The following is a 22,020-nucleotide window of genomic DNA, read 5'->3' as shown; positions in this document are numbered from 1 at the left end:
CAACGAGAGATAAATATGTCAGAGAATAGTTACGATTCTTCGAGTATCAAGGTATTAAAAGGCCTTGATGCAGTCCGTAAGAGACCTGGTATGTACATTGGTGATACTGATGATGGCACAGGTCTTCATCACATGGTATTCGAAGTGGTTGATAACTCTATCGATGAAGCTTTAGCCGGCCATTGTAGCGATATCACCATTACCATTCATTCTGATGGTTCAGTCTCAGTGAAAGACGATGGTCGTGGTATTCCTGTGTCAATCCACGAGGAAGAGGGGATCTCTGCCGCTGAAGTTATTATGACCGTACTTCATGCTGGTGGTAAGTTTGATGATAACTCTTACAAAGTCTCTGGCGGTCTTCACGGCGTGGGTGTGTCGGTCGTTAACGCCTTATCAGAAAAACTACAGTTAACCATTCGTCGTGCTGGTAAAGTCTATGAGCAGTTTTATACTCATGGGGTACCAGATGCGCCGATCAAAGAAATCGGTGATGCCGTTAAAACCGGTACCGAACTTCGTTTTTGGCCAAGTAGTCAGACGTTTACCGACGTTGAATTCCATTTTGAAATTTTAGCCAAACGAGTACGTGAACTGTCTTTCCTCAACTCTGGCGTGGGTATTCGTTTAGTTGACGAACGTGACAACAAAGATGAGTTCTTTAAGTATGAAGGTGGTATTAGTGCTTTCGTAGATTACTTAAACCGTAATAAAACGCCAATAAACAAAGATGTATTCCATTTTTCACAAGAGCGTGATGACGGTATTACTGTCGAAGTTGCCATGCAGTGGAATGATGGTTATCAAGAAAACATCTTCTGTTTTACCAATAATATTCCTCAGCGCGATGGTGGTACTCACTTAGTGGGCTTCCGTGGTGCATTAACACGTAACTTGAATAACTACATGGAACGTGAAGGCTTTAACAAAAAAGGTAAAACCAGTGCTACTGGTGATGATGCCCGTGAAGGCTTAACTGCGGTTATTTCTGTGAAAGTGCCAGATCCTAAGTTCAGTTCACAAACTAAAGACAAACTTGTATCAAGTGAAGTGAAAAGTGCAGTTGAACAAACCATGGGTGAGCAGTTAAACGATTACCTATTAGAAAATCCTGCAGATGCTAAATTAATTGTCGGCAAAATTGTAGACGCGGCTCGTGCACGTGAAGCAGCGCGTAAAGCTCGTGAAATGACTCGCCGTAAAGGTGCATTAGATTTAGGTGGCCTGCCAGGAAAACTGGCTGACTGCCAAGAGAAAGATCCTGGTCTTTCTGAAATCTATATCGTGGAAGGGGACTCTGCTGGCGGATCTGCCAAGCAGGGACGTAACCGTAAAAACCAAGCTATTCTTCCACTGAAAGGTAAAATCTTAAACGTAGAAAAAGCGCGTTTTGACAAGATGTTATCTTCACAAGAAGTCGCAACGCTTATTACTGCATTAGGTTGTGGTATCGGCCGTGACGAATATAACCCAGATAAAACGCGTTATCACAACATCATCATCATGACCGATGCTGACGTCGACGGCTCACATATTCGTACCTTGCTGTTGACCTTCTTCTTCCGTCAAATGCCTGAGTTAATCCAACGTGGCTATATTTATATTGCGCAACCACCACTGTTTAAAGTGAAAAAAGGTAAGCAAGAACAGTATTTGAAAGATGAGCCAGCATTAACGGAATACTTAACCACTCAAGCACTTGATGGCACTAATATTTATCCAAGCCAAGGTGCGTTGGGAATGTCTGGTGAGCCATTAGAGCGTTTAGTCGCCCAGTATCGTGAAGTTGAACGTATTATTAAGCGTCTAGAAAAGCGTTTCCCAGCAGTGTTACTTGACCGCATGTTGTATCACCCTGAAGTGACAGCAGATGTGTTGAGTGATGAAGCGAAGATGACGACTTGGTGTAATGCCTTTATCGCGGACTTAATTGATCGAGAAAGCAGCGGAATTATCTTTACCGTTAATGTGATGCTTGATCCTGAGCGTAAGGTTTATACCCCTAGCGTGACGATCCGTAAACACGGTATTGATACTAATTATTTATTTGGTTATGACTTCTTCACCTCAACCGATTACCAACGTATTGCTAAATTAGGTGCTGCGTTAGACGGTATGATTGAAGAGGGCGGCTATGTACAACGTGGCGAGCGTGTTAAGGAAGTTGAAAGCTTCTTAGAAGCGTTAGATTGGACTATCAGTGAAGCAAAACGCGGTCTGTATATCCAACGTTATAAAGGATTGGGTGAAATGAACCCTGAGCAATTGTGGGAAACTACAATGGATCCTGAATCACGTCGTATGTTACGTGTCACCATTGAAGATGCTGTTGCTGCCGATCAGCTATTTACCTGCTTAATGGGTGATCAAGTTGAGCCGCGTCGTGAGTTTATTGAAACTAATGCGCTCAATGTAGCTAACTTAGACGTATAAGCGCGTTTTAAAAAAAAGGGTGCCTATAGGGCACCCTTTTTTGTATTTTTTTACTATGGTTATATAGTATTTAATTCAACTTCTCATAAGGTTATTAATTGTGGTTACTGGTTTTTTTAAAAAATTATTCAATATTCGTGACCGTAATGAACAAGTTAAATTTACTGGCAAAACATCAGTTGAAAAACGCCAGCAGATCCAACAACAATCGACACAACTCGCTGTTGAAATTACACCTAAACTTGCAGCTGAGTCGCAGTTAGATTTGTCGGCATTGTTTTATAGTTTATTGTTTGCTAGCCAACAATCAACCACCACAGGTATTGCCAATAATCTTGAACGAAGCGTGATGCAAAAAATTGAGCAAGCACTTAGCTCACCAGAGTCTATTGCTGAAAATGTATTAAAACTTCCTAGTAAAATACTCGAACTTGATAAGAAGCTTGCTGATGACAGTATTGAAACCCAAGAGCTAATAAAGCTCATTGAGCAAGACCCTTTATTGTGTGTTGAAGTACTCAAACTATGCAATTCACCCGCATTTAAACGTGCAGATACGGATGTTAGTAGCATTCAACAAGCGTTAGTGCAGGTGGGGCGACAACAGTTAAGGCAGTTTATTACCACTTGCTTAGCCCGAGAATTAATTGATATCAAAGCTATTTACTTTCGACGCTTTGGTGCAGAAATTTGGCGCCATTCTATGCAAGTGGCTTTTTTAGCCAGCGAATTAGCTCGCTCTGAGCAACGAGATCGTGCTTTTTTATTAGGCTTGTTACATGACGTGGGTAAAATTGCGATTTTTAAACTGCTGGTGGATGCTTTTTATCAAGCAGAGCCAGGAGAGCAGCCGAGTTCTTCGTTGTTTAAGCAAGTGATGACCACCAAGTCATTAACGCTGAGTGCGCTTTTAGCTCGTTACTGGCAATTACCAGAGCACTTTGAAGCATCATTAACTTTGTTAGCGAATAGCAATATTAAACCTGTGGATGAGATGGCATTACTCATTTGGAAAGCCAATATTATTAGTGAGTGTTCGATGTTGCAACAGGTTGATAAATTACCTCAAGCAGCATTGGCGCTGTTGTTGGCCCAAGTGGACTTGAGTGAAGAAGAGTTTATTGTGCTACATCAAAAGCTGATGCAATTTTAGATACACTTTAAAAGTAGTCTGTCTTTGGTGGTCCGGTTGTAGATTGATTAAGATATGCTTTTTATCATTGTATTGCCCATAAAAAAGCGCCTTTCGGCGCTTTTTTGTTAATGATAGTCGACTGAATCTATTGCAGTAATGAAATATCCGCAACGTGTAAGAACTGCTCACGAAGATTAGTTAACAAAGCTAAACGGTTGTTTTTCAATGCTTCATCATCTGCCATTACCATCACATCTTCAAAGAACTGATCGACGCTCTCACGTAAGTCAGCTAATAAGGTTAATGCTTGTTGGTAATCACCTGTGGCAAACAAGGGCGCTAACTGCGGTTGCAGTTGTGCAAGTTTAGCCGCTAAGGTTTTTTCTGCTGTTTCGCTTAATAGTGCTTGGTTGATGGTTTCAGGCAGTTTACCTTCAACTTTAGCCAAGATATTAGAAACACGCTTATTGGCTGCAGCAAGCGCACTAGACGCTTCTAAACCACGGAAATGAGATACTGCATTAACGCGACTGTCAAAATCAGCTGGGCGAGTCGGACGACGAGCAAGCACGGCTAAAATAACATCAACTTGAATACCTTTATCTTGATACCAGGCTCGGAAACGTGCCAGTAGGAACTCTAGGACATCCTCACTGGTATTCGCATTGGTGATGTTTGCAGCATGCAATGTTTGTGCTTTAGCAATTAATTCTACTAAGTCCAAAGGTAGCTTGTGTTCAACAATAATTCGCAAAATACCGATAGCAGCTCGACGAAGTGCAAATGGATCTGCCGCGCCTTTAGGTGCTTGGCCAATACCAAAAATACCCACTAAAGTATCGAGTTTTTCGGCTAAAGCAACAGCGCAAGATACATTTGCTGTTGGTACTGTATCACCAGAGAACTTAGGCTTATATTGTTCTTCAAGTGCTAGCGCTACCGCTTCAGTTTCGCCGTCTAAGCGGGCGTAATGCATGCCCATAGTGCCTTGGGTGTCAGTAAACTCCATGACCATGTTGGTCATAAGGTCTGCTTTAGACAATAAGCCTGCACGGCTAGCATCTAGGCTACTAGTATTGACGCCATTGTCGTTCATTTGTGTTGCAATAAAGCCTGCTAACGCTGAAATACGTTCAACGCGCGCTTTTAGTGTGCCCAGCTGCTTTTGGAATACAACCGTATCTAAACTGGCAATACGAGACTCAAGCGTGTGCTTTTTATCAGTGTTAAAGAAGAACTCTGCATCAGCCAGACGTGGACGAACGACTTTTTCGTTACCTGAAATAATCTGCTGTGGATCTTTTGATTCTATGTTGGTGACAAAGATAAAGTTAGGTAATAACTTGCCGCTGTTATCAAATACCGGGAAGTACTTTTGATCACCTTTCATGGTGTAAACTAAGGCTTCTGAAGGCACATTTAGAAACTTTTCTTCAAAGCTAGCTGTTAGCACTATTGGCCATTCAACCAATGAAGCGACTTCTTCTAGTAGGCCGTCTTGAATATCGGCAATACCACCTAATTTAGCTGCTGCAGCTTCAGCATCAACTTTGATTAGCGATTTACGTAATTCATAATCTGCTAGTACTTTACCTTGCTCTTTTAGCGCGGCCAAATAGTTGTCGGCATGATCTAACTCAAAGCTGGCTTTACCCATAAATCGGTGGCCACGAATAACGCGGTCAGATTTAATACCAAGTAATTCACCCGCAACTAACTCGTTGCCTAATAGCATGGTCACAGTGTGAACTGGGCGAATAAACTGAGTTTTGTTGTTTCCCCAACGCATTGGTTTAGGGATAGGTAATTTATCGAGTGCTCGTTGTGCCATGTCAGCAATTAAGCTTTTGGTTTCAACACCAACCACTTTAGCTTGGTGAACTAACCATTCACCTTTATCGGTTGTTAAACGCTCTGCTTGCTCAACCGTAATGCCATTACCACGGGCCCAGCCTTGTGCTGCTTTAGTTGGGTTACCGTCAGCATCAAATGCTGAGCTAACCGCAGGACCGCGTTTTTCAACGACTTTATCGGCTTGTGCTAAAGCTAATCCCAATACGTTAATGGCCAAGCGTCGTGGGGCTGCATACCAAACGGCAGAATCAAATGGCAGGTCTGCTTTGGTTAATTCATCGGTAAAGTTAGCTAAAAAAGATTCCGCTAATGTGCGTAGCGCCTTTGGCGGTAATTCTTCGGTGCCCACTTCAATGAGTAAGTTTTCAAAATTCATCTGTTACCTCTACTTACACAGTGGGAAGCCAAGCGCTTCACGTGCTTGATAATAAGATTCTGCAACACCTTTTGCCATCGTACGAACGCGAAGGATATAACGCTGACGTTCGGTGACAGAAATTGCATGGCGTGCATCAAGTAAATTGAAAGCGTGCGATGCTTTCATTACTTGCTCGTAAGCAGGTAGTGGTAATGGTTTTTCTAGTGATAATAAGTGCATGCACATCTTTTCACATTGATCGAACAGGGTGAACATAAAATCGACATCGGCGTGTTCGAAGTTATAAGTCGATTGCTCAACTTCGTTCTGGTGAAAAATATCACCATAGGTCACACGGCCCAACGGTCCGTCTGTCCACACCAGATCATATACACTATCAACTTCCTGAATGTACATTGCTAGACGTTCTAGACCGTAAGTAATTTCGCCGGTAACAGGACTACATTCAATACCGCCAACTTGTTGGAAGTAAGTAAACTGTGTCACTTCCATACCATTGAGCCAAACTTCCCAGCCTAAGCCCCATGCGCCCAATGTTGGTGATTCCCAATTGTCTTCGACAAAGCGAATATCATGTATTTGAGTATCGATGCCTAGAGCTTCAAGTGAGCCTAAATAAAGCTCTTGAATATTATCAGGCGATGGCTTGAGGACTACTTGAAATTGGTAGTAATGCTGTAAGCGGTTAGGGTTTTCACCATAACGTCCATCAGTAGGACGGCGAGACGGTTGCACGTATGCACTGCTCATTGGCTCAGGGCCTAATGAACGTAAGAACGTCTGCGGGTGGAAAGTACCAGCGCCAACTTCCATATCTAGAGGTTGAACAATTGCGCAACCTTGCTGCGCCCAATATTCCTGAAGGGTTAGGATGAACCCTTGAAATGTCTTTACGTCATGTTTCGTCGTCATGTCTACTACTGTCAGGCTATTAATAGAAAATGTTGATGATTATACCTTGTAGAGCAAGGTAGATGTAGGTTATTTTTTAACGTACTACTCAAAACGTTAATGGAACCGTACCATGCAAGTTAACCGATGTGGCTGGGTAAGTGAAGACCCTTTATATCAGCATTATCATGATACTGTTTGGGGACGACCTGAATTTGATCCTAAACAGCTTTTTGCTAAGTTATGTCTTGATGGCCAACAAGCTGGATTGTCTTGGATTACCATTCTAAAAAAGCAACAAAATTACGAATTACTGTTTGCTAATTTTGAGCCGAGTATTATTGCACAGTACGATCAAGTTAAAGTGGCAGAGTTAATGCTCGAACCGGGTATTGTGCGCAATCGTCTTAAAATAAACTCGATCATCAGAAATGCTAAAGCTTATTTAGCATTTGTAGAGCAGGGTGATGATTTCTCTAAGTTTTTATGGGGTTTTGTTGGCGGTAAACCTAAAGAAAATAACTTCAGTTCATTAAGCCAGGTTCCTGCACAAACACCAGAATCTGAAGCTATGTCTAAGGCGTTAAAAAAGCTTGGTTTTAACTTTGTTGGTCCGACAATTTGTTATGCATTTATGCAAGCCGTGGGCATGGTGAATGATCACACCACAGATTGTCATTGTTATGGTCAGTATTGATTTTATTAAAAGTATAAAAAAAGGTGTTCCACGTGGAACACCTTTTTTATTGGCTTAACTTAATCGTTAGATTTTTTCAAAGAAAAACGGCTTACGTTTATGTTTATCACCATTTATTTGATTCATGGTTTCTGAATTAAATAGCTTACCATTAACCATAGTGTAAGTGACTTTATCAGTCGTTCTTATATCGGCTAATGGATCGCCATCAATCACAATTAAGTCAGCCAATTTACCCACTTTGATAGAACCCAGTTGATGGTCCATACCAAAGGTTGTCGCCGGATTAATTGTCGCGGTTTTTAATACTTCCATATTACTCATGCCGCCTTGAGCAAACATCCACATTTCCCAATGTGCAGCTAATCCTTCTCGTTGACCATGAGCACCAATATTAGGTTTAACGCCGATGTTGTTTAACTCATTTGCTACGCGGGCAACATTAAAGTGGTTGTAATGTTCGTCCGGTGCTGTGGTTCTTCGCATTGATCGGGCATCAAGTATATCGTGCGGCACATACATACTTAGGCGAGGGTGAGCCCAAACGTCGGTTTTATCATACCAGTAATGCTCACCAGAAATACCACCATATGCAACCACTAGTGTCGGGGTATAGTGAACTTCTGTTTGGCTCCAGAATTGCTTAATATCATTGTAAATTGATGCTGCTGGCAATGAATGTTCTACCGTCGTGTGACCATCGGCTATCATGGATAAATTGTGCTGTAGTAAACTGCCACCTTCAGGCACTACCATCATTTCGAGCTCTCGCGCAGCAGCAATAATTTGTTGGCGTTGATCACGACGTGGTTGATTGTAACTCTTAACGCTAAATGCACCGACTTTTTTAAGACGCTCTAAGTGGAACTTTGCATCATCAAGTGAATCAACATGCGAAGTATAACCAGGTAAGTTTGCTCCGTATAAAATCGTCCCCGTAGAGAAAATACGCGGTCCAACAATTTTGCCTGCTTTTTGTTGTTCTGAAGCGGCAAATATTTCGGTTGTGTCATTTGATGGGTCGTGAATAGCTGTTACCCCAAGTGACAGACCTGAATATAAGGCCCAGTTTTGCTGTGGAATAATCTCATCATCTGCTTGGCCACCATGAGCATGAGCATCAAACAGGCCGGGCATGATGGTTTTGCCACTAATATCGATAATTTGGGCGTTTTTAGGAATGACTGTATTAGCATCACCAACACTAACAATTTTATTGTCTTTAACGATAACGACACCATTATCAATAACTTGGTCATTTTCCATCGTAATCACTTTGCCGCCGGTAAATACCACTGTTCCACGTGGAACATCGGCTTTATCTTTAAAACCAATAGCAGTGATTTTAGGATCGACCTTGGTTTCCGCTTTTGTATATTGAGTGTCTACATCTGCTTGATATAAATCTGGGCCCAATGTCCAATACAGTTGGTTGTTCTTACCGTTCCAGCTAATGCTTTCACCTGCACGGGCGCTTAGTTGAGTAATGGGTAAGTTGGTTGCTTTAGGCCCAATCGCAATGGTTTCACCGTGTTTAGCAAAGGGAGTAACATATACTCTAAAGCGTTCAGCAAAAGCTAAGTGCTCACCGTTGGGTGATAAACGAAACTCGGTAGCATGGTCGCTGGTGTAATGGGTACGTTTTTCAAAACCGTTCATGCCGATAGAGGCAAACTCTGGGGTTTCCCCTGAATCCATAAAGTAAACACGGTCTGAGTCAGCTCCGAATTGTGGTTGATGGCCACTGGCTGTTAGTTTGGTACTTTGCTTTCCTTTGATATCGACTTTATATAAACCGGGTTCTTGTGACCAAGTTCGTGGTGTCATGTAGCCACCGCGCGCTTTTCGATAAACAATATATTCGCCATTAGGTGAAAAGGTTGGTTCGACATATTTGCCAGGCTCGTTGGTCAACACCTTAGCTTTACCACCTCTGGCGCTAACAACACTGACGGTGCCTTGCTGTTGATCATTCCAAGTGGTGAATACGATGTCTTTACCGTCACGTGACCACTGTGGGAATAGCTCATTGATGTCATCATCTAAACGGGTTAATCGTTTATGTTTACCGTCTTTAATATCTCGAATCCAAATTTTACCTAAGGCTTCAAATACTACTTTTTCGCCATCTGGTGACACTTGTGCCATACGCAGCATTTTTACATCAAATTCATCTTTATCTAAGTTTTGAGTAAAGCGGACTGATGGCTGAATATCTCTTTGAGTGTTAACACTGAATGGAATGTCTGTTACTTGTTTACTGTCGACATCAAGTTTATTGATTTTACCTTTAGCCCAAAATACGATGTGCTTATTGTCTTTGGTCCACGACATTGTTGGGTACACACCATGAATAGCCCATGTTTCCTGCATATCACGATCAAGTTTGTCATACAGCTTGGTTTCTTCACCAGAGGTTAAATCGAGAGAATAGAGCGTTGACTGGAATCCATCACGTTTGATGTAAGCAAGGATTTTGCCGTCAGGGCTTGGTGTTGGTCTAATCGCACCGCCAGTACCTTCAATCAATACTTCAATATCGCCTGTTTGTGTGTCGTAACGTTTGATCTTATAAATGCCTTTTACCGAGTCTTTAGAATAGTGAAAGGTTTTACCAGGGGTCGCATCTTGGCTGAAGTAAATATAACGGCCATCAGGTGAATAGGCGGGTTCACCTAAATCTTTTTGCTCGTTAGGACGCTCAGTTAGTTTTACCCCTTCGCCACCAGCAACGTGAAACATCCACACTTCACCGGCTCCTAAGCTGCGAGTGCCTGTGAAGTGTTTTCTAGCTACTAAATACTGTGAGTCAGGACTCCAGGCTGGGCTGTTGAGTAAACGAAAGGTTTCAGTCGTTATTGCATGTGGATTAGTGCCATCGGCATTCATTATCCAAATATTATCGCCACCATCTTCATCAGAGGTGAAAGCTATATACTTACCGTCTGGGCTATATACTGGCTGCATTTGCCAAGCTATACCTTGTGCCAGTGGTTTTGCTTCACCTCCAGCTATCGGTATTTGGTAAATATCACCTAATAGATCAAATACAATGTGTTCACCATTAGGTGATACATTGATGTTCATCCATGTCCCTTCGGTAACATTAATATCAATTTTACTCAATGGCGCATTTTCAGGAGCATTTACGTGCCATTTTATTTTGTCATCTTCGGCATAGGCAAAGCTAGAAATACCTAGAGTAAGTGCCATAGCGGTATAGAGAGGGGTGAGTTTTTGAGTCAACATAGAGTAGATTATCCGTTGTCGTTTTTATTTTCAGTGGATTTAATCAAGCTTAATACTCGTATAGGTCATCTCATTTAGCATGATTAGATGACCTGAAGAGTACTTGGCTTTACTGCGTTTGTCGGTTTGAATGGTTCCTTTATCGCATAAATTACCGATAAGGGGTATAACAAATCTGTATCAATTAATGACAGACGATAACACGCATGTTTGTTATCGATTAACAAACAATGAGTGCTACAGCGTTAGATTTTAATATGAAAGGCTTAAATGAAAATGATTTATCGATTTTGCTAATCGATATTTACTGAGTCATCGGCTTGTATTAAGCCAGCTTGGATCACGCGGCAGGTGACTCCGCCACGCCAGTCAGGTGTTAATGCTTGTTCAAGCCCTGAGTGAGCTTGTTGCATTTTTTTACATGGATCGGTTTCGCCAGTGATTTGTAGTTTTAGCTCAGTACCAATTGAGATCGTTTTACCTACATCCGCAGGGCTAAATTCATAGCCGCTGATCAATAAGTTAGCTCGACGAGTTAACCAATCTAAATCTACATTAATTTGCTGGCAGGCTTTTTGCCATTGCTGTTTTGACATCACTGTCACCTGGCGTTTACCTGGTCGGCCAAAAACGTCATTCTCGACACCGCGCTCTAAAGTCACATTGGCACAGAAAGCGGGTTTCATCACGCCGCGTTTTGCTGTTTTGTATGCGATTGCTTCCAATGTGATTTTCATTTTTAAAGTCCTTTTTTGAGTAAATAGTGATATGGCGTTTTACTAGTATCGCTAGCAATTAAGGTGTGATCCATAAATTCACAAAAGCTGGGTATGTCTCGTGTAGTGGCAGGGTCATCCGCTATAACAAGTAATGTTTCACCGTCAGCCATTTTACGTACTGTTTTACGGATCATCATAACTGGCTCTGGACAGCGAAGACCTAGTGCGTCGAGCTGGTGTTGCGCCTGGGTATAAATATCGTTCATTGAGTGCTATCTATTTTACTTATCTAATTATCGCTAATGTTACTCTTGTCATTTATGCTTGCCAAGTTTGCTACTAATTTATGTTGTTTTATCTTTTTTTATTTTTCATAAAACATGTTTCACGTGGAACATTAGCCAAAGCATAAAAATTTAAAAATAAAAAAAACGAGCCAGTTTGGCTCGTTTTCATTGCAGCTGATGAATGATCAGCTAGAGATTTTAAACCTTATACGCGTTCGAATACGGTTGCGATACCTTGACCTAAACCGATACACATAGTGGCAAGACCAAGCGTTGCATCTTTTTCTTCCATTAAGTTAATCAGAGTCGTTGATATACGAGCACCTGAACAACCTAGTGGATGACCTAATGCAATCGCGCCACCGTTAAGGTTAATCTTTTCATCGACAACATCTTGTAAGCCAAGATCTTTAACACAAGGTAATGACTGTGCCGCAAACGCTTCGTTTAATTCGATAAGATCTAAATCGGCAACAGATAAGCCAGCGCGAGCTAATGCTTTTTTGGTTGCAGGTACAGGACCATAACCCATGATAGCTGCATCACAACCCGCAACGGCCATTGAGCGAATACGCGCGCGAATGGTTAAGCCTAATGCACGAGCTTTAGATTCTTCCATGACTAACATCGCCGAAGCACCGTCTGACAATGCAGAAGATGTACCCGCAGTTACGGTACCGTTTACCGGGTCGAATGCTGGACGTAAACCCGCAAGTGACTCAAGTGTTGTTTCAGGACGGATTACTTCGTCTGTCATTACTTTGATCAGTGCGCCGTTTACGTCGTGGCCTTCAATGCCCCAAATCTCTTTGGCAAAACGACCTTCAATAGTGGCAGCATGAGCGCGTTGATGAGAACGTACTGCAAACGCATCTTGTTGTTCACGAGTAATGCCGTGCATTTTACCTAACATTTCGGCAGTTAAGCCCATCATGCCAGATGCTTTAGCTACGCGGTTTGCAAGACCTGGGTGAAAATCAACCCCGTGGTTCATTGGTACGTGACCCATGTGTTCAACACCACCAATAATAAAGGTGTCGCCTTGACCGGTCATGATGGCACGAGCCGCTTGATGAAGAGCATCCATTGATGAACCACATAAACGGTTTACGGTAACGGCACCCGCTGTTTTAGGGATACCAGCCAATAATGATGCGTTACGAGCAATGTTGAAACCTTGCTCTAGTGTTTGCTGCACACAACCCCAAATAACATCTTCAATGTCGTTAGGGTCTAGTTGCGGGTTACGCACTAATAATGCTTTCATTAATTCTGCAGAAAGAGTCTCTGCACGTACATTTCTAAATACCCCAGCCTTTGAACGGCCCATCGGGGTACGAATGCAGTCTACGATAACAGCTTGTTTCATGATTTAATTCCTTTCCCACTAATTAGGCTTGGTAGTAACTACCGTTGTTGGCTGCAAGTTCACGCATGGTATCGGTAACTTGATATAAGCCACCAAGATGTGCGTATTTGTCTGCTAGGGCAACAAAGTTTGCTACGCCCATGGTGTCTAAATAACGGAATACACCGCCACGGAATGGAGGGAAACCAATACCGTAAACTAGACCCATATCGCCTTCAGCAGGTGATGCAATAATGCCTTCTTCTAAACAACGAACCGTTTCGATGATCATTGGGATCATGCAGCGAGCGATGATGTCATCTGGCTCGAATGCTTTTAATTCACCAAACGTTTCGCCTAATAATGCATAGCTTGTAGTATCAATGTCTTTCTTCGGCTTACCACGACGGTCAACAGAATAGGCATAGAAACCTTTAGTGTTTTTCTGACCTAGACGTTTGTTTTCAAACATAATATCGATAGCGTCTTTGCCATTTTTACCCATACGATCTGGGAAGCCTTCTGCCATAACGGCTTGGGCGTGATGACCAGTATCTAAACCGACAACGTCAAGTAAGTAAGCAGGACCCATTGGCCAACCAAACTGTTTTTCCATCACTTTATCGACAGCGGCGAAATCAGCGCCTTCGGCAAGAAGACCACTAAAGCCAGCAAAGTATGGGAACAATACGCGGTTAACGAAGAAACCTGGACAATCGTTAACAACAATCGGGGTTTTACCCATTTTGCTCGCGTAAGCAACAACTGTTGCGATGGTTTCTTCTGAGCTGTGCTCACCACGGATAATTTCAACTAATGGCATTTTGTGCACTGGGTTAAAGAAGTGCATACCGCAGAAACGTTCTGGTTTCTTCAGGCTTTTAGCCAGTAAGTTGATTGAGATAGTTGAGGTGTTTGACGCAATAATCGCATCTTCAGAGACGTATTGCTCAACTTCTGCAAGTACAGTCGCTTTTACTTTTGGATGTTCAACAACCGCTTCTACAACGATATCGCTATTTTTGATAGCGGCATAATCTAAAGAAGGGGTAATGTTGTTTAACACTTTAGCCATTTTCTCTGGCGTAGAGCGGCCGCGAGCAACTTGAGTAGTAAGGATTTTAGCCGCTTCGTTCAAGCCTAACTCTAATGCAGGCTGAGCGATGTCTTTCATGACAATTGGCGTGCCTTTGCTGGCGCTTTGGTAAGCAATACCGCCGCCCATAATACCCGCACCCAATACCGCAGCTTGGTTAACATCATGAGCTAACTTAGCAGCTTTCTTAGCTTTGCCTTTAACGAATTGGTCATTTAAGAAAATACCAATTAGTGCTTGAGCAACATCTGTTTTCGCTAATTTAATGAAAGCTTGTGCTTCCACTTTTAGCGCGCCGTCACGATCTAAGCCAGCAGCCTGTTCGACAACATTCACAGCAGCCATTGGCGCTGGATAATGCTTGCCTGCAACTGAGAACACCATGCCTTTAGCCGTTGCAAAAGACATCATGGCTTCAAGTTTAGGTAGCTGAAGTGCTGATTGCTTTTTGGTGCGACGAGCTTGCCAATCAAGGCTACCATTAAGTGCATCATGCAACATTTGAATCGCGGCAGCTTCTAGGTTTTCTGGGGCTACAACGGCATCAATTGCGCCAACTTTCAAAGCATCTTCTGGGCGTTGGTCTTTGGCTGTGGTAATCCACTCAAGCGCATTATCTGCACCAATCACGCGCGGTAAACGCACAGTGCCACCAAAACCAGGAATAAGGCCTAATTTTGTTTCTGGTAAACCGATGCGAGCATTGGTATCGGCAACGCGTAAGTCGGTTGCTAAAATAGTTTCACAACCACCACCAAGAGCAAAACCGTTAACAGCAGAAGCTGTTGGAAACGGTAAATCTTCAAGTTTGTTGAATACCGCGTTAGCTTGTTCAACCCAAGCTAGCAAGGTTGCATCATCTTGTTGGAAAAGGGTTAAGAATTCGGTGATGTCAGCACCAACAATAAACGTGCTTTTTGCTGATGTCAGCAATAAAGCTTTAATATTGGTGTTTTGTTTGATGCTGTCTAGCGCTGCATCAAGGGAGGCTATGGTTTCTCTGTCAAATTTGTTTACCGAACCTTGTGCGTTAAAACACAGTTTGGCAATATTATCTTCAAGTAACTCAACCTGAATGGTAGGGCTTTGGTAAATCATTGCTTGCTTCCTTATTGCTTAAAAGCGACTTCCACATCTTATTTACTGTGCAGTTATCAAGCTTGAATCACAGCAGTTTCGGCCATCTATTGACCAGCTAATTCTCAGTGTGCGACTAAATGAGAAAAATTACAACCCCCAATTTAAACGGCCGTTTAATTTTTTATCATCTAGCGAGGAGTTTTTATGTTTGTGATAGACTGATTGAGTTAAAACTTATGAAAAGGGATAGTCAATGGATCAGTTAGCTCATCTATACCATGCACACATCGACGAACTAAATCGTCGTGTCGCTGAAATTTGTCAGCGTGAAAATATCTCGGGTTTAGTCATTCATTCAGGGCAACCGCACCGACAGTTTTTAGATGACTTAAATTATCCCTTTAAAGTTAACCCGCAATTTAAAGCTTGGTTACCTATTTTAGATACCGCTAATTGTTGGGTTATTGCCAATGGCCAAGACAAGCCAACGCTAGTTTTTTATCGTCCGGTCGATTTTTGGCATAAGGTTAACGATGTACCGCAGGCTTTTTGGACTGAACATTTTGATATTCAGCTATTAACCAAGCCAGATCGTATCGCAGACTATCTACCTAAAAACCTCACAACATGGGCTTATATCGGTGAGCATTTAGACGTTGCTGATGTATTAGGTTTTAGTGCGCGTAATCCTGATGCGGTAATGAACTACTTACATTACCACCGTGCTGATAAAACTCAGTATGAACTTAAGTGCATGCGTCGAGCGAACCAAATTGCGGTAAAAGGGCATTTGGCTGCCAAAAATGCTTTTTATAATGGTGCCAGCGAGTTTGAGATCCAGCAATGCTATTTGCTTGAAATTGGCCAGAGTGAAAACGAAGTGCCCTATGGCAACATTGTCGCGTTAAATCAAAATGCGGCTATTTTACATTACACCGCTTTAGAGCATGCTAAGCCGGCTCAGCGGTTATCATTTTTGATTGATGCAGGTGCTAACTTCCATGGCTATGCTGCCGATATCACTCGAACATACGCATTTGAGAAAAATCGTTTTTGTGAATTAATTGCCGCCCTAGATAAAGTGCAATTAGCCATTATTGGGCAAATGAAGCCAGGAGTTAAATACGTCGATCTGCATGTTGCGACACACCATCATATAGGCCAGTTACTGATTGATTTTGGCATAGCTAATGGCACAGCTGAACAGTTAGTCGCCCAAGGTGTTACTAGTGCCTTTTTCCCACATGGGCTAGGGCATATGTTAGGGTTACAAGTTCATGATATGGGCGGATTTGCCCACGATGAACGTGGAACCCATATCGCGGCGCCAGAAGCACATCCCTTTTTACGTTGCACTCGAGTATTGGCTGCAAATCAAGTGCTCACCATTGAGCCGGGCCTTTACATTATAGATACTTTGCTTGAGCAACTATCTACAACAGCTAAGCAAACCATTAATTGGCAAACCGTTGCTGAGCTGCGACCGTTCGGTGGTATCCGCATCGAAGATAACGTGATTGTGCATCATAACCGAGTTGAAAATATGACAAGAGAGTCTGGTTTAGTTGATTGAGTCATACCTAATACCACAAGCTAACCTAGTCATAGAAGAAGAGATAAAGCATAGCCGCTTTATCTCTTTGTTATTTCATTGCCCGCATGCTAATGATATGAAGTTAGTACTTACTGACATAAAGCAGCAATATCCAGGTGCCAACCACTATTGTTATGCATTCGTTGCTGGTAGCCCAGAAAATACCATTGATATGGGGGCTAGCGATGATGGCGAGCCGTCAGGTAGTGCAGGTAAGCCCATGTTAGCGTGTTTACAAGGCGCAAATATTGGTGAGCTTGGTGCTATTGTTGTGCGTTATTTTGGTGGTACTAAGTTAGGCGTTGGTGGTTTAGTACGAGCTTATACTTCGGGTATCAAGCAAGGGTTAACTCAAATACAAACTCAGGTTAAGCATTTGAGGTATCCGGCAAACTTAGTGTGTCATTATGCTCAACTAACTGATATTGAATATTTAGTTGCTCAACACAACGGCGTAGTAATCGATAAAGTGTTTACTGACCGGGTTGAAATACGCCTTGAGTTGGCTAAATCACATCATCAGGCGTTTAACTTAGCGCTAGCGACTCTGACTCAGGGCCAGCTACAAGTAAAGTTTACAGTTTGAGCTATGACTAACTTATGCCAAAATGTCACTCAATTGTTAAATCCGACGCAGCACAACTAAACAGAATCCTTAATGCAATATAAAACAATTATTAGAATTACCGGTTTGCTGATGGGATTATTTTCAATCACTATGCTGCCGTCAGCATTAGTGGCTATCTTGTACAAAGATGGTGGTGGTACTGCTTTTATTCAGGCTTTTTTTGTCAGTATTTTTTTAGGGTTTTTATTATGGTATCCCAATCGTCATCAAAAAGCTGAGCTGCGAACTCGTGAAGGTTTTTTGATTGTGGTGTTGTTCTGGACCGTTTTGGGGTCGATAGGTGCACTGCCGTTTATTTTTGCTAATAACCCCGATTTAAGTTGGACCGACAGTTTTTTTGAATCGTTTTCAGCGTTAACTACCACCGGAGCCACCGTTATTGTTGGCTTAGATGACTTACCTAAGTCAATATTGTTTTATCGTCATTTGCTGCAGTGGATGGGCGGTATGGGGATTATTGTATTAGCCGTCGCTATTCTACCTTTGCTGGGTATTGGTGGTATGCAGCTATATAAAGCAGAAGTACCGGGGCCAGTAAAAGACACTAAAGTGACACCGCGTATTGCTGAAACAGCTAAAGCATTGTGGTACATATACTTTATGCTTACCTCTGCTTGCGCATTGGCATATTACTTTGCCGGTATGGATGCTTTTGATGCTATTTGTCATTCGTTTTCGACCATTGCGATTGGTGGTTTTTCTACTCATGATGCCAGCATGGGCTACTTTCAAAGCCCGTTGATCAATGTGATTTGTGCAATATTCTTGCTGATTGCGGCGGTCAATTTTAGCTTACACTTCGCTGCATTCACTCGCCGTGGCATTAACGTTAAAGTGTATTTAAAAGATGCTGAGTTTAGGGTGATTATTGCGATTCAATTGGTGTTGACTGCGATTTGTTTTATCACTTTGTATCAGTCTGGTATTTACGATACGCCAGAGAAAACCCTTGATTATGCCTTTTTTCAAGTGGTTTCTATTTCCACAACCGCCGGCTTTGGTACCGAAAGTTTTCATTCCTGGCCGTTGTTTTTGCCTATTTTATTAATATTTTCCAGTTTTATTGGTGGTTGTGCGGGCTCAACAGGTGGCGGCATAAAAGTGATTCGATTCATTCTACTTATTCTGCAAGGTTCACGTGAGCTTAAACGCTTAGTACATCCTAAGGCATTGTATTCAATAAAAATTGGTTCAACTGCATTGCCGGATAGAATTATTGATGCTGTGTGGGGATTCTTTTCTGCTTATGCATTAGTCTTTGTCGTCTGTATGGTGATTTTGATGGCTTTAGATATGGACGCCATTACTGCGTTCAGTGCAACCGCTGCAAGTATCAATAACTTGGGCCCAGGTTTAGGTGACGTTGCATCAAATTATGCGAGTATTTCAGACGGTGCAAAGTGGGTACTGGTCATGGCAATGCTATTCGGTCGCTTAGAGGTGTTCACCTTATTAGTGCTATTCACTCCAACATTTTGGAAAAATTAATGTTAAACACGCTTATTTTATACTCAACGGTTGACGGGCAGACATTAGCCATTTGTCAGAAAATTCAACAAAGATTAACTGAGCAAGGTGAGCAAGTTAATCTCGTTAATCTGGCACAGGTGAGTGCTGATGCATTAGCTTGTGCTGATAAAGTGGTAATAGGTGCCAGTATTCGCTACGGTAAACATAGACCAGAGTTGTTCAAGTTTGCCTCACAAAACAAGGCGATACTTGATACCAAACTGAATAGTTTTTTTACCGTAAACGTTGTGGCAAGAAAACCTGAGAAAAATACCCCAGAGACCAATCCATATATGGTGAAGTTTCTCGATTTATCCGCTTGGCAGCCTCAGCTGCTAGGGGTGTTTGCCGGTAAAATTGATTATCCTCGTTATCGTTTCTTCGATAAATTTATGATTCGATTTATCATGTGGATGACCAAAGGGCCGACTGATACTAAGGGGACGTTCGAGTTTACTGATTGGGATAAAGTGGATGATTATGCTAAAAAGATAGCAGCGCAAAAATAATCTCATAGCATTAATAGCGTGTCTAATGATACGCGCTATTAACGCTCGATATGGTTTAAATACCTATGTTGTGTAAACTAGATAGTGGTTAAACCTCACAGTCTTTAAACGCAGTAGCGTCGATGTAGAATAGAAATAACCTCGGTAACTTGTTCATTCTTAAGTGTGTAATAAACGACTTGTGAACTCTTACGTGTGTTGACCAAATCTTGAGTTCGCAGTACCGCCAAATGCTGTGACAAGGCAGATTGGCTCAGCGGGACAGTTTCGTTTAACTCTGTAACACTTAACTCATTTTCTAGCAGTAAACATAAAATCATTAAGCGGTAAGGATTCGCAATGGCTTTGAGCCATTGTGCTGCCGTTTCTGCATTATTAAGCATTGTTGCGACATCGATATCTTGCTTCATGAGAGTCCTTATATGACTTTTAATGACCAGCTAGTTTGGATACAGCCGTGTTTATTTAACATCATACTTCCGCATCATCGAGATCTCAATTTTAACTATTAAATATATGAGCTATTTCTAATTTGTGATCGTTACAGAGGTTTTAAAAAGCTTTTCTTGCCAAACTGAGGCAAATTAATCAGTAATGAGAGCCGCAAAATGGCCAATATTTTAGTGTTGTATTATTCTCGAGGTGGCCACACCGCACACATTAGCCGTGCAATTGCAGAGCAAATTCAATCTAAAGGCGATCATTGTGATGTGGTGAATCTTAACGATAAGATCCCAATTGAGTGGTCTAAATATCAAGCTGTGGCCTTAGGTGCTTGTGTACTTTATGGCTCTTATCATAAATCGGTATTTGAGTTTGTACGTATAAATCAGCAACATTTATCGCAACTTCCTAATAGTTTTTTTTGCGTTAATGTGGTGGCTCGCAAACCTGAAAAACGTATCCCTGAGAACAATAAATACCTACAGAAGTTTTTAACTTTATCGCCGTGGAAACCACAAGATGTCAAAATTATTGCCGGTAAAGTCGATTACCCATCCTGGCCTTGGTATGACAGCTTGATGATCCGTCTTATTATGAAAATGACCGATGGACCTACAGATCCCAGTGCTATTATCGATTATACCGACTGGGAGGATGTGAAAGTCTATGCTGATCACATTCGCCATTTAGCATCTTCTGCGGCAGTGGTTGCTTAAGGAACCTAAAAACGCCAAAATTTAGGGTGAAACAATACCGCAACAGTGAGTATTTCCAAGCGCCCTAATAACATACCTATTGCTAATGCCCATTTTGCGACATCTGGCAGCGGGGCAAAGTTACCTGCAGGGCCAATAATTGGCCCAAGGCCTGGCCCTACGTTGGTCACAGCCGTTATCGCGCCAGTAAAGCTCGTCATCGGATCTAAGCCTGTGAGCACTAAAGTAATTGACAGCATTAATATGACGATAACCATGAGCATAAAAAATGCCATGATTGAGCGGACAATATCGTCATTAATGCGATGGCCATTATATTTGTCTTTAAACACACCATTAGGGTGGAATTGTTGCTTAATTTGTTGACGCATAATGGAGAATGCGATTTGAAAACGAAATATTTTTATCCCACCAGATGTCGAGCCGGAACAACTGCCAATAAACATTAAAAATAAAAATACTACACTGGCCACCGCGCCCCATGATTGATAATCAGTTAAGCCGTAACCTGTGGTGGTAATCACTGAAGTGACATTAAAACTGGCTAATCTTAGTGCATCGATAAACGCTATATCTTGTTCTCGCCATAGCCAAAAAGCGAGTGAAAACGACACCAGTAATACAAAGCGTAAAAACCCTATGACTTGTTGGTCGTTCCATAAGCGTACACTGCGTTGCTGTATGGTTTGTACAAACATTAATAACGGTAATCCACCCGCTAACATAAACACAATACCTACCCAATGTGCTGAATGCGAAAAGGCTGCCATTGAGCTATCTGACGTTGAATATCCACCAGTTGATAATGTTGTCATGGCATGATTAATGGCATCAAACCAACTCATGCCAGCCATATGATAAGACACAGTACACAGCAGTGTTAGGACGACATAAATAAGAAACAAGTGTTTAGCCATATGCTGGGTGCGAGGAATGGTTTTGTCGCTCCAGTCAGATGACTCCGTTCTAAATAAGCGCATTCCCCCAACATTGAGAAACGGCAAAATTGCTACTGCCATAACAATAAACCCAATGCCACCTAACCATTGTAGTAATGAACGCCATACTAGAATGCTACGGTCCATGTTGTCTAAGCCCGACATGACTGTCGAGCCTGTAGTGGTAATGCCAGACATAGTCTCAAAGAACGCGTCGGTATAATTGATACCGTGATAAAGAGTGAAGGGCAGTGCGGCAAATAAACTCACTACAAACCAAGTAATACTCGTCAGCATGAACATGTCGCGGATATTGAGATTAAAATGATGGTTTCGACCATTTTGAATGCACAAAATAGCGATAAATCCGCTACATAAACCGGAGATCATAAAGTCGCCAATAGTCTCTTCACCATAAAATAGTGCAAAAGCCATGGGGACGAACATAAATCCGGTTAGTATTGAGAGGAAAATACCGAGGATAAAAATGATTTGTTTGGCGTTAAACATAATA

The 22,020-nt window shown here is 42.1% G+C and carries 17 protein-coding genes; 8 read left to right on the top strand and 9 right to left on the bottom strand.

All coding sequences use genetic code 11. From position 1 onward, the window contains the following. Positions 1-15: 15 nt before the first annotated feature. Positions 16-2,433, top strand: a complete 2,418-nt coding sequence (gene gyrB / locus GW828_RS18130; RefSeq protein WP_124016568.1) for a DNA topoisomerase (ATP-hydrolyzing) subunit B — start codon at positions 16-18, stop codon at positions 2,431-2,433. Positions 2,434-2,533: 100 nt separating this feature from the next. After that, entirely contained in the window at positions 2,534-3,586 is a 1,053-nt protein-coding gene (locus GW828_RS18125) for an HDOD domain-containing protein (RefSeq protein WP_420542443.1), read from the top strand. Between the two features lie 127 nt (positions 3,587-3,713). On the opposite strand, the gene glyS is transcribed toward GW828_RS18125, so the two are convergent. Both glyS and glyQ read right to left on the bottom strand, forming a co-directional pair. Next, positions 3,714-5,798: a glycine--tRNA ligase subunit beta gene (glyS, locus tag GW828_RS18120; RefSeq protein ID WP_182741550.1), complete on the bottom strand. Its 2,085-nt coding sequence runs from the start codon at positions 5,796-5,798 to the stop codon at positions 3,714-3,716. 9 nt (positions 5,799-5,807) lie between these two features. Continuing rightward, positions 5,808-6,713 carry a glycine--tRNA ligase subunit alpha gene (gene glyQ, locus GW828_RS18115; protein WP_124016565.1) on the bottom strand — a complete coding sequence of 302 codons (906 nt, stop codon included), beginning with the start codon at positions 6,711-6,713 and terminating at the stop codon, positions 5,808-5,810. Positions 6,714-6,825: 112 nt separating this feature from the next. On the opposite strand from glyQ, the gene GW828_RS18110 reads away from it, so the two are divergent. Continuing rightward, positions 6,826-7,389: a DNA-3-methyladenine glycosylase I gene (locus GW828_RS18110; protein WP_273059505.1), complete on the top strand. Its 564-nt coding sequence runs from the start codon at positions 6,826-6,828 to the stop codon at positions 7,387-7,389. Positions 7,390-7,455: 66 nt separating this feature from the next. On the opposite strand, the gene GW828_RS18105 is transcribed toward GW828_RS18110, so the two are convergent. From GW828_RS18105 to fadB, 5 genes are all read right to left on the bottom strand, one after another. Then, a complete protein-coding gene (locus tag GW828_RS18105) occupies positions 7,456-10,638 on the bottom strand; it encodes an amidohydrolase family protein (RefSeq protein WP_273059504.1) in 3,183 nt (1,060 codons plus the stop codon). Positions 10,639-10,931: 293 nt separating this feature from the next. Next, complete coding sequence (locus tag GW828_RS18100; protein WP_273059503.1) at positions 10,932-11,375, bottom strand: MOSC domain-containing protein; 444 nt, start codon at positions 11,373-11,375, stop codon at positions 10,932-10,934. Between the two features lie 2 nt (positions 11,376-11,377). Further along, the gene (gene tusA, locus GW828_RS18095) at positions 11,378-11,623 is read right to left on the bottom strand and encodes a sulfurtransferase TusA (RefSeq protein ID WP_124016561.1); all 246 of its coding nucleotides are present in this window, start codon (positions 11,621-11,623) and stop codon (positions 11,378-11,380) included. A gap of 226 nt (positions 11,624-11,849) precedes the next feature. Next, positions 11,850-13,013, bottom strand: coding sequence for an acetyl-CoA C-acyltransferase FadA (gene fadA / locus GW828_RS18090; protein ID WP_124016560.1), 1,164 nt, complete (start codon positions 13,011-13,013; stop codon positions 11,850-11,852). A gap of 22 nt (positions 13,014-13,035) precedes the next feature. Next, positions 13,036-15,186: a fatty acid oxidation complex subunit alpha FadB gene (gene fadB, locus GW828_RS18085; RefSeq protein WP_273059502.1), complete on the bottom strand. Its 2,151-nt coding sequence runs from the start codon at positions 15,184-15,186 to the stop codon at positions 13,036-13,038. Positions 15,187-15,421: 235 nt separating this feature from the next. Here fadB and pepQ point away from each other — a divergent pair, with 235 nt between their 5' ends. The 4 genes from pepQ to hemG (GW828_RS18065) all read left to right on the top strand — a co-directional run bounded on the left by pepQ (position 15,422) and on the right by hemG (GW828_RS18065) (position 19,408). Continuing rightward, positions 15,422-16,741 (top strand): Xaa-Pro dipeptidase, encoded by a 1,320-nt coding sequence (pepQ, locus tag GW828_RS18080; RefSeq protein WP_273059501.1) that lies wholly within the window; start codon positions 15,422-15,424, stop codon positions 16,739-16,741. Beyond that, positions 16,734-17,348 carry a YigZ family protein gene (locus GW828_RS18075; RefSeq protein ID WP_273059500.1) on the top strand — a complete coding sequence of 205 codons (615 nt, stop codon included), beginning with the start codon at positions 16,734-16,736 and terminating at the stop codon, positions 17,346-17,348. The genes pepQ and GW828_RS18075 overlap by 8 nt, the downstream gene beginning before the upstream one ends. 72 nt (positions 17,349-17,420) lie before the next feature. Then, positions 17,421-18,878, top strand: a complete 1,458-nt coding sequence (locus tag GW828_RS18070; RefSeq protein WP_124016556.1) for a TrkH family potassium uptake protein — start codon at positions 17,421-17,423, stop codon at positions 18,876-18,878. Further along, positions 18,878-19,408, top strand: coding sequence for a menaquinone-dependent protoporphyrinogen IX dehydrogenase (gene hemG, locus GW828_RS18065; protein ID WP_182698820.1), 531 nt, complete (start codon positions 18,878-18,880; stop codon positions 19,406-19,408). The genes GW828_RS18070 and hemG (GW828_RS18065) overlap by 1 nt, the downstream gene beginning before the upstream one ends. 104 nt (positions 19,409-19,512) lie before the next feature. On the opposite strand, the gene GW828_RS18060 is transcribed toward hemG (GW828_RS18065), so the two are convergent. Continuing rightward, positions 19,513-19,818 (bottom strand): ArsR/SmtB family transcription factor, encoded by a 306-nt coding sequence (locus tag GW828_RS18060; RefSeq protein ID WP_124016554.1) that lies wholly within the window; start codon positions 19,816-19,818, stop codon positions 19,513-19,515. 198 nt (positions 19,819-20,016) lie between these two features. On the opposite strand from GW828_RS18060, the gene hemG (GW828_RS18055) reads away from it, so the two are divergent. After that, entirely contained in the window at positions 20,017-20,568 is a 552-nt protein-coding gene (gene hemG, locus GW828_RS18055; protein ID WP_273059499.1) for a menaquinone-dependent protoporphyrinogen IX dehydrogenase, read from the top strand. A gap of 5 nt (positions 20,569-20,573) precedes the next feature. On the opposite strand, the gene GW828_RS18050 is transcribed toward hemG (GW828_RS18055), so the two are convergent. Continuing rightward, entirely contained in the window at positions 20,574-22,016 is a 1,443-nt protein-coding gene (locus tag GW828_RS18050; protein WP_273059498.1) for a TrkH family potassium uptake protein, read from the bottom strand. Positions 22,017-22,020: the final 4 nt, after the last annotated feature.

Origin of the sequence: Shewanella vesiculosa, assembly GCF_009994065.1 — a bacterium.
Classification (GTDB): domain Bacteria; phylum Pseudomonadota; class Gammaproteobacteria; order Enterobacterales; family Shewanellaceae; genus Shewanella; species Shewanella vesiculosa.
Note: the sequence above shows the minus strand (reverse complement) of the source record. Positions and strands in the feature narration are given on the sequence as shown.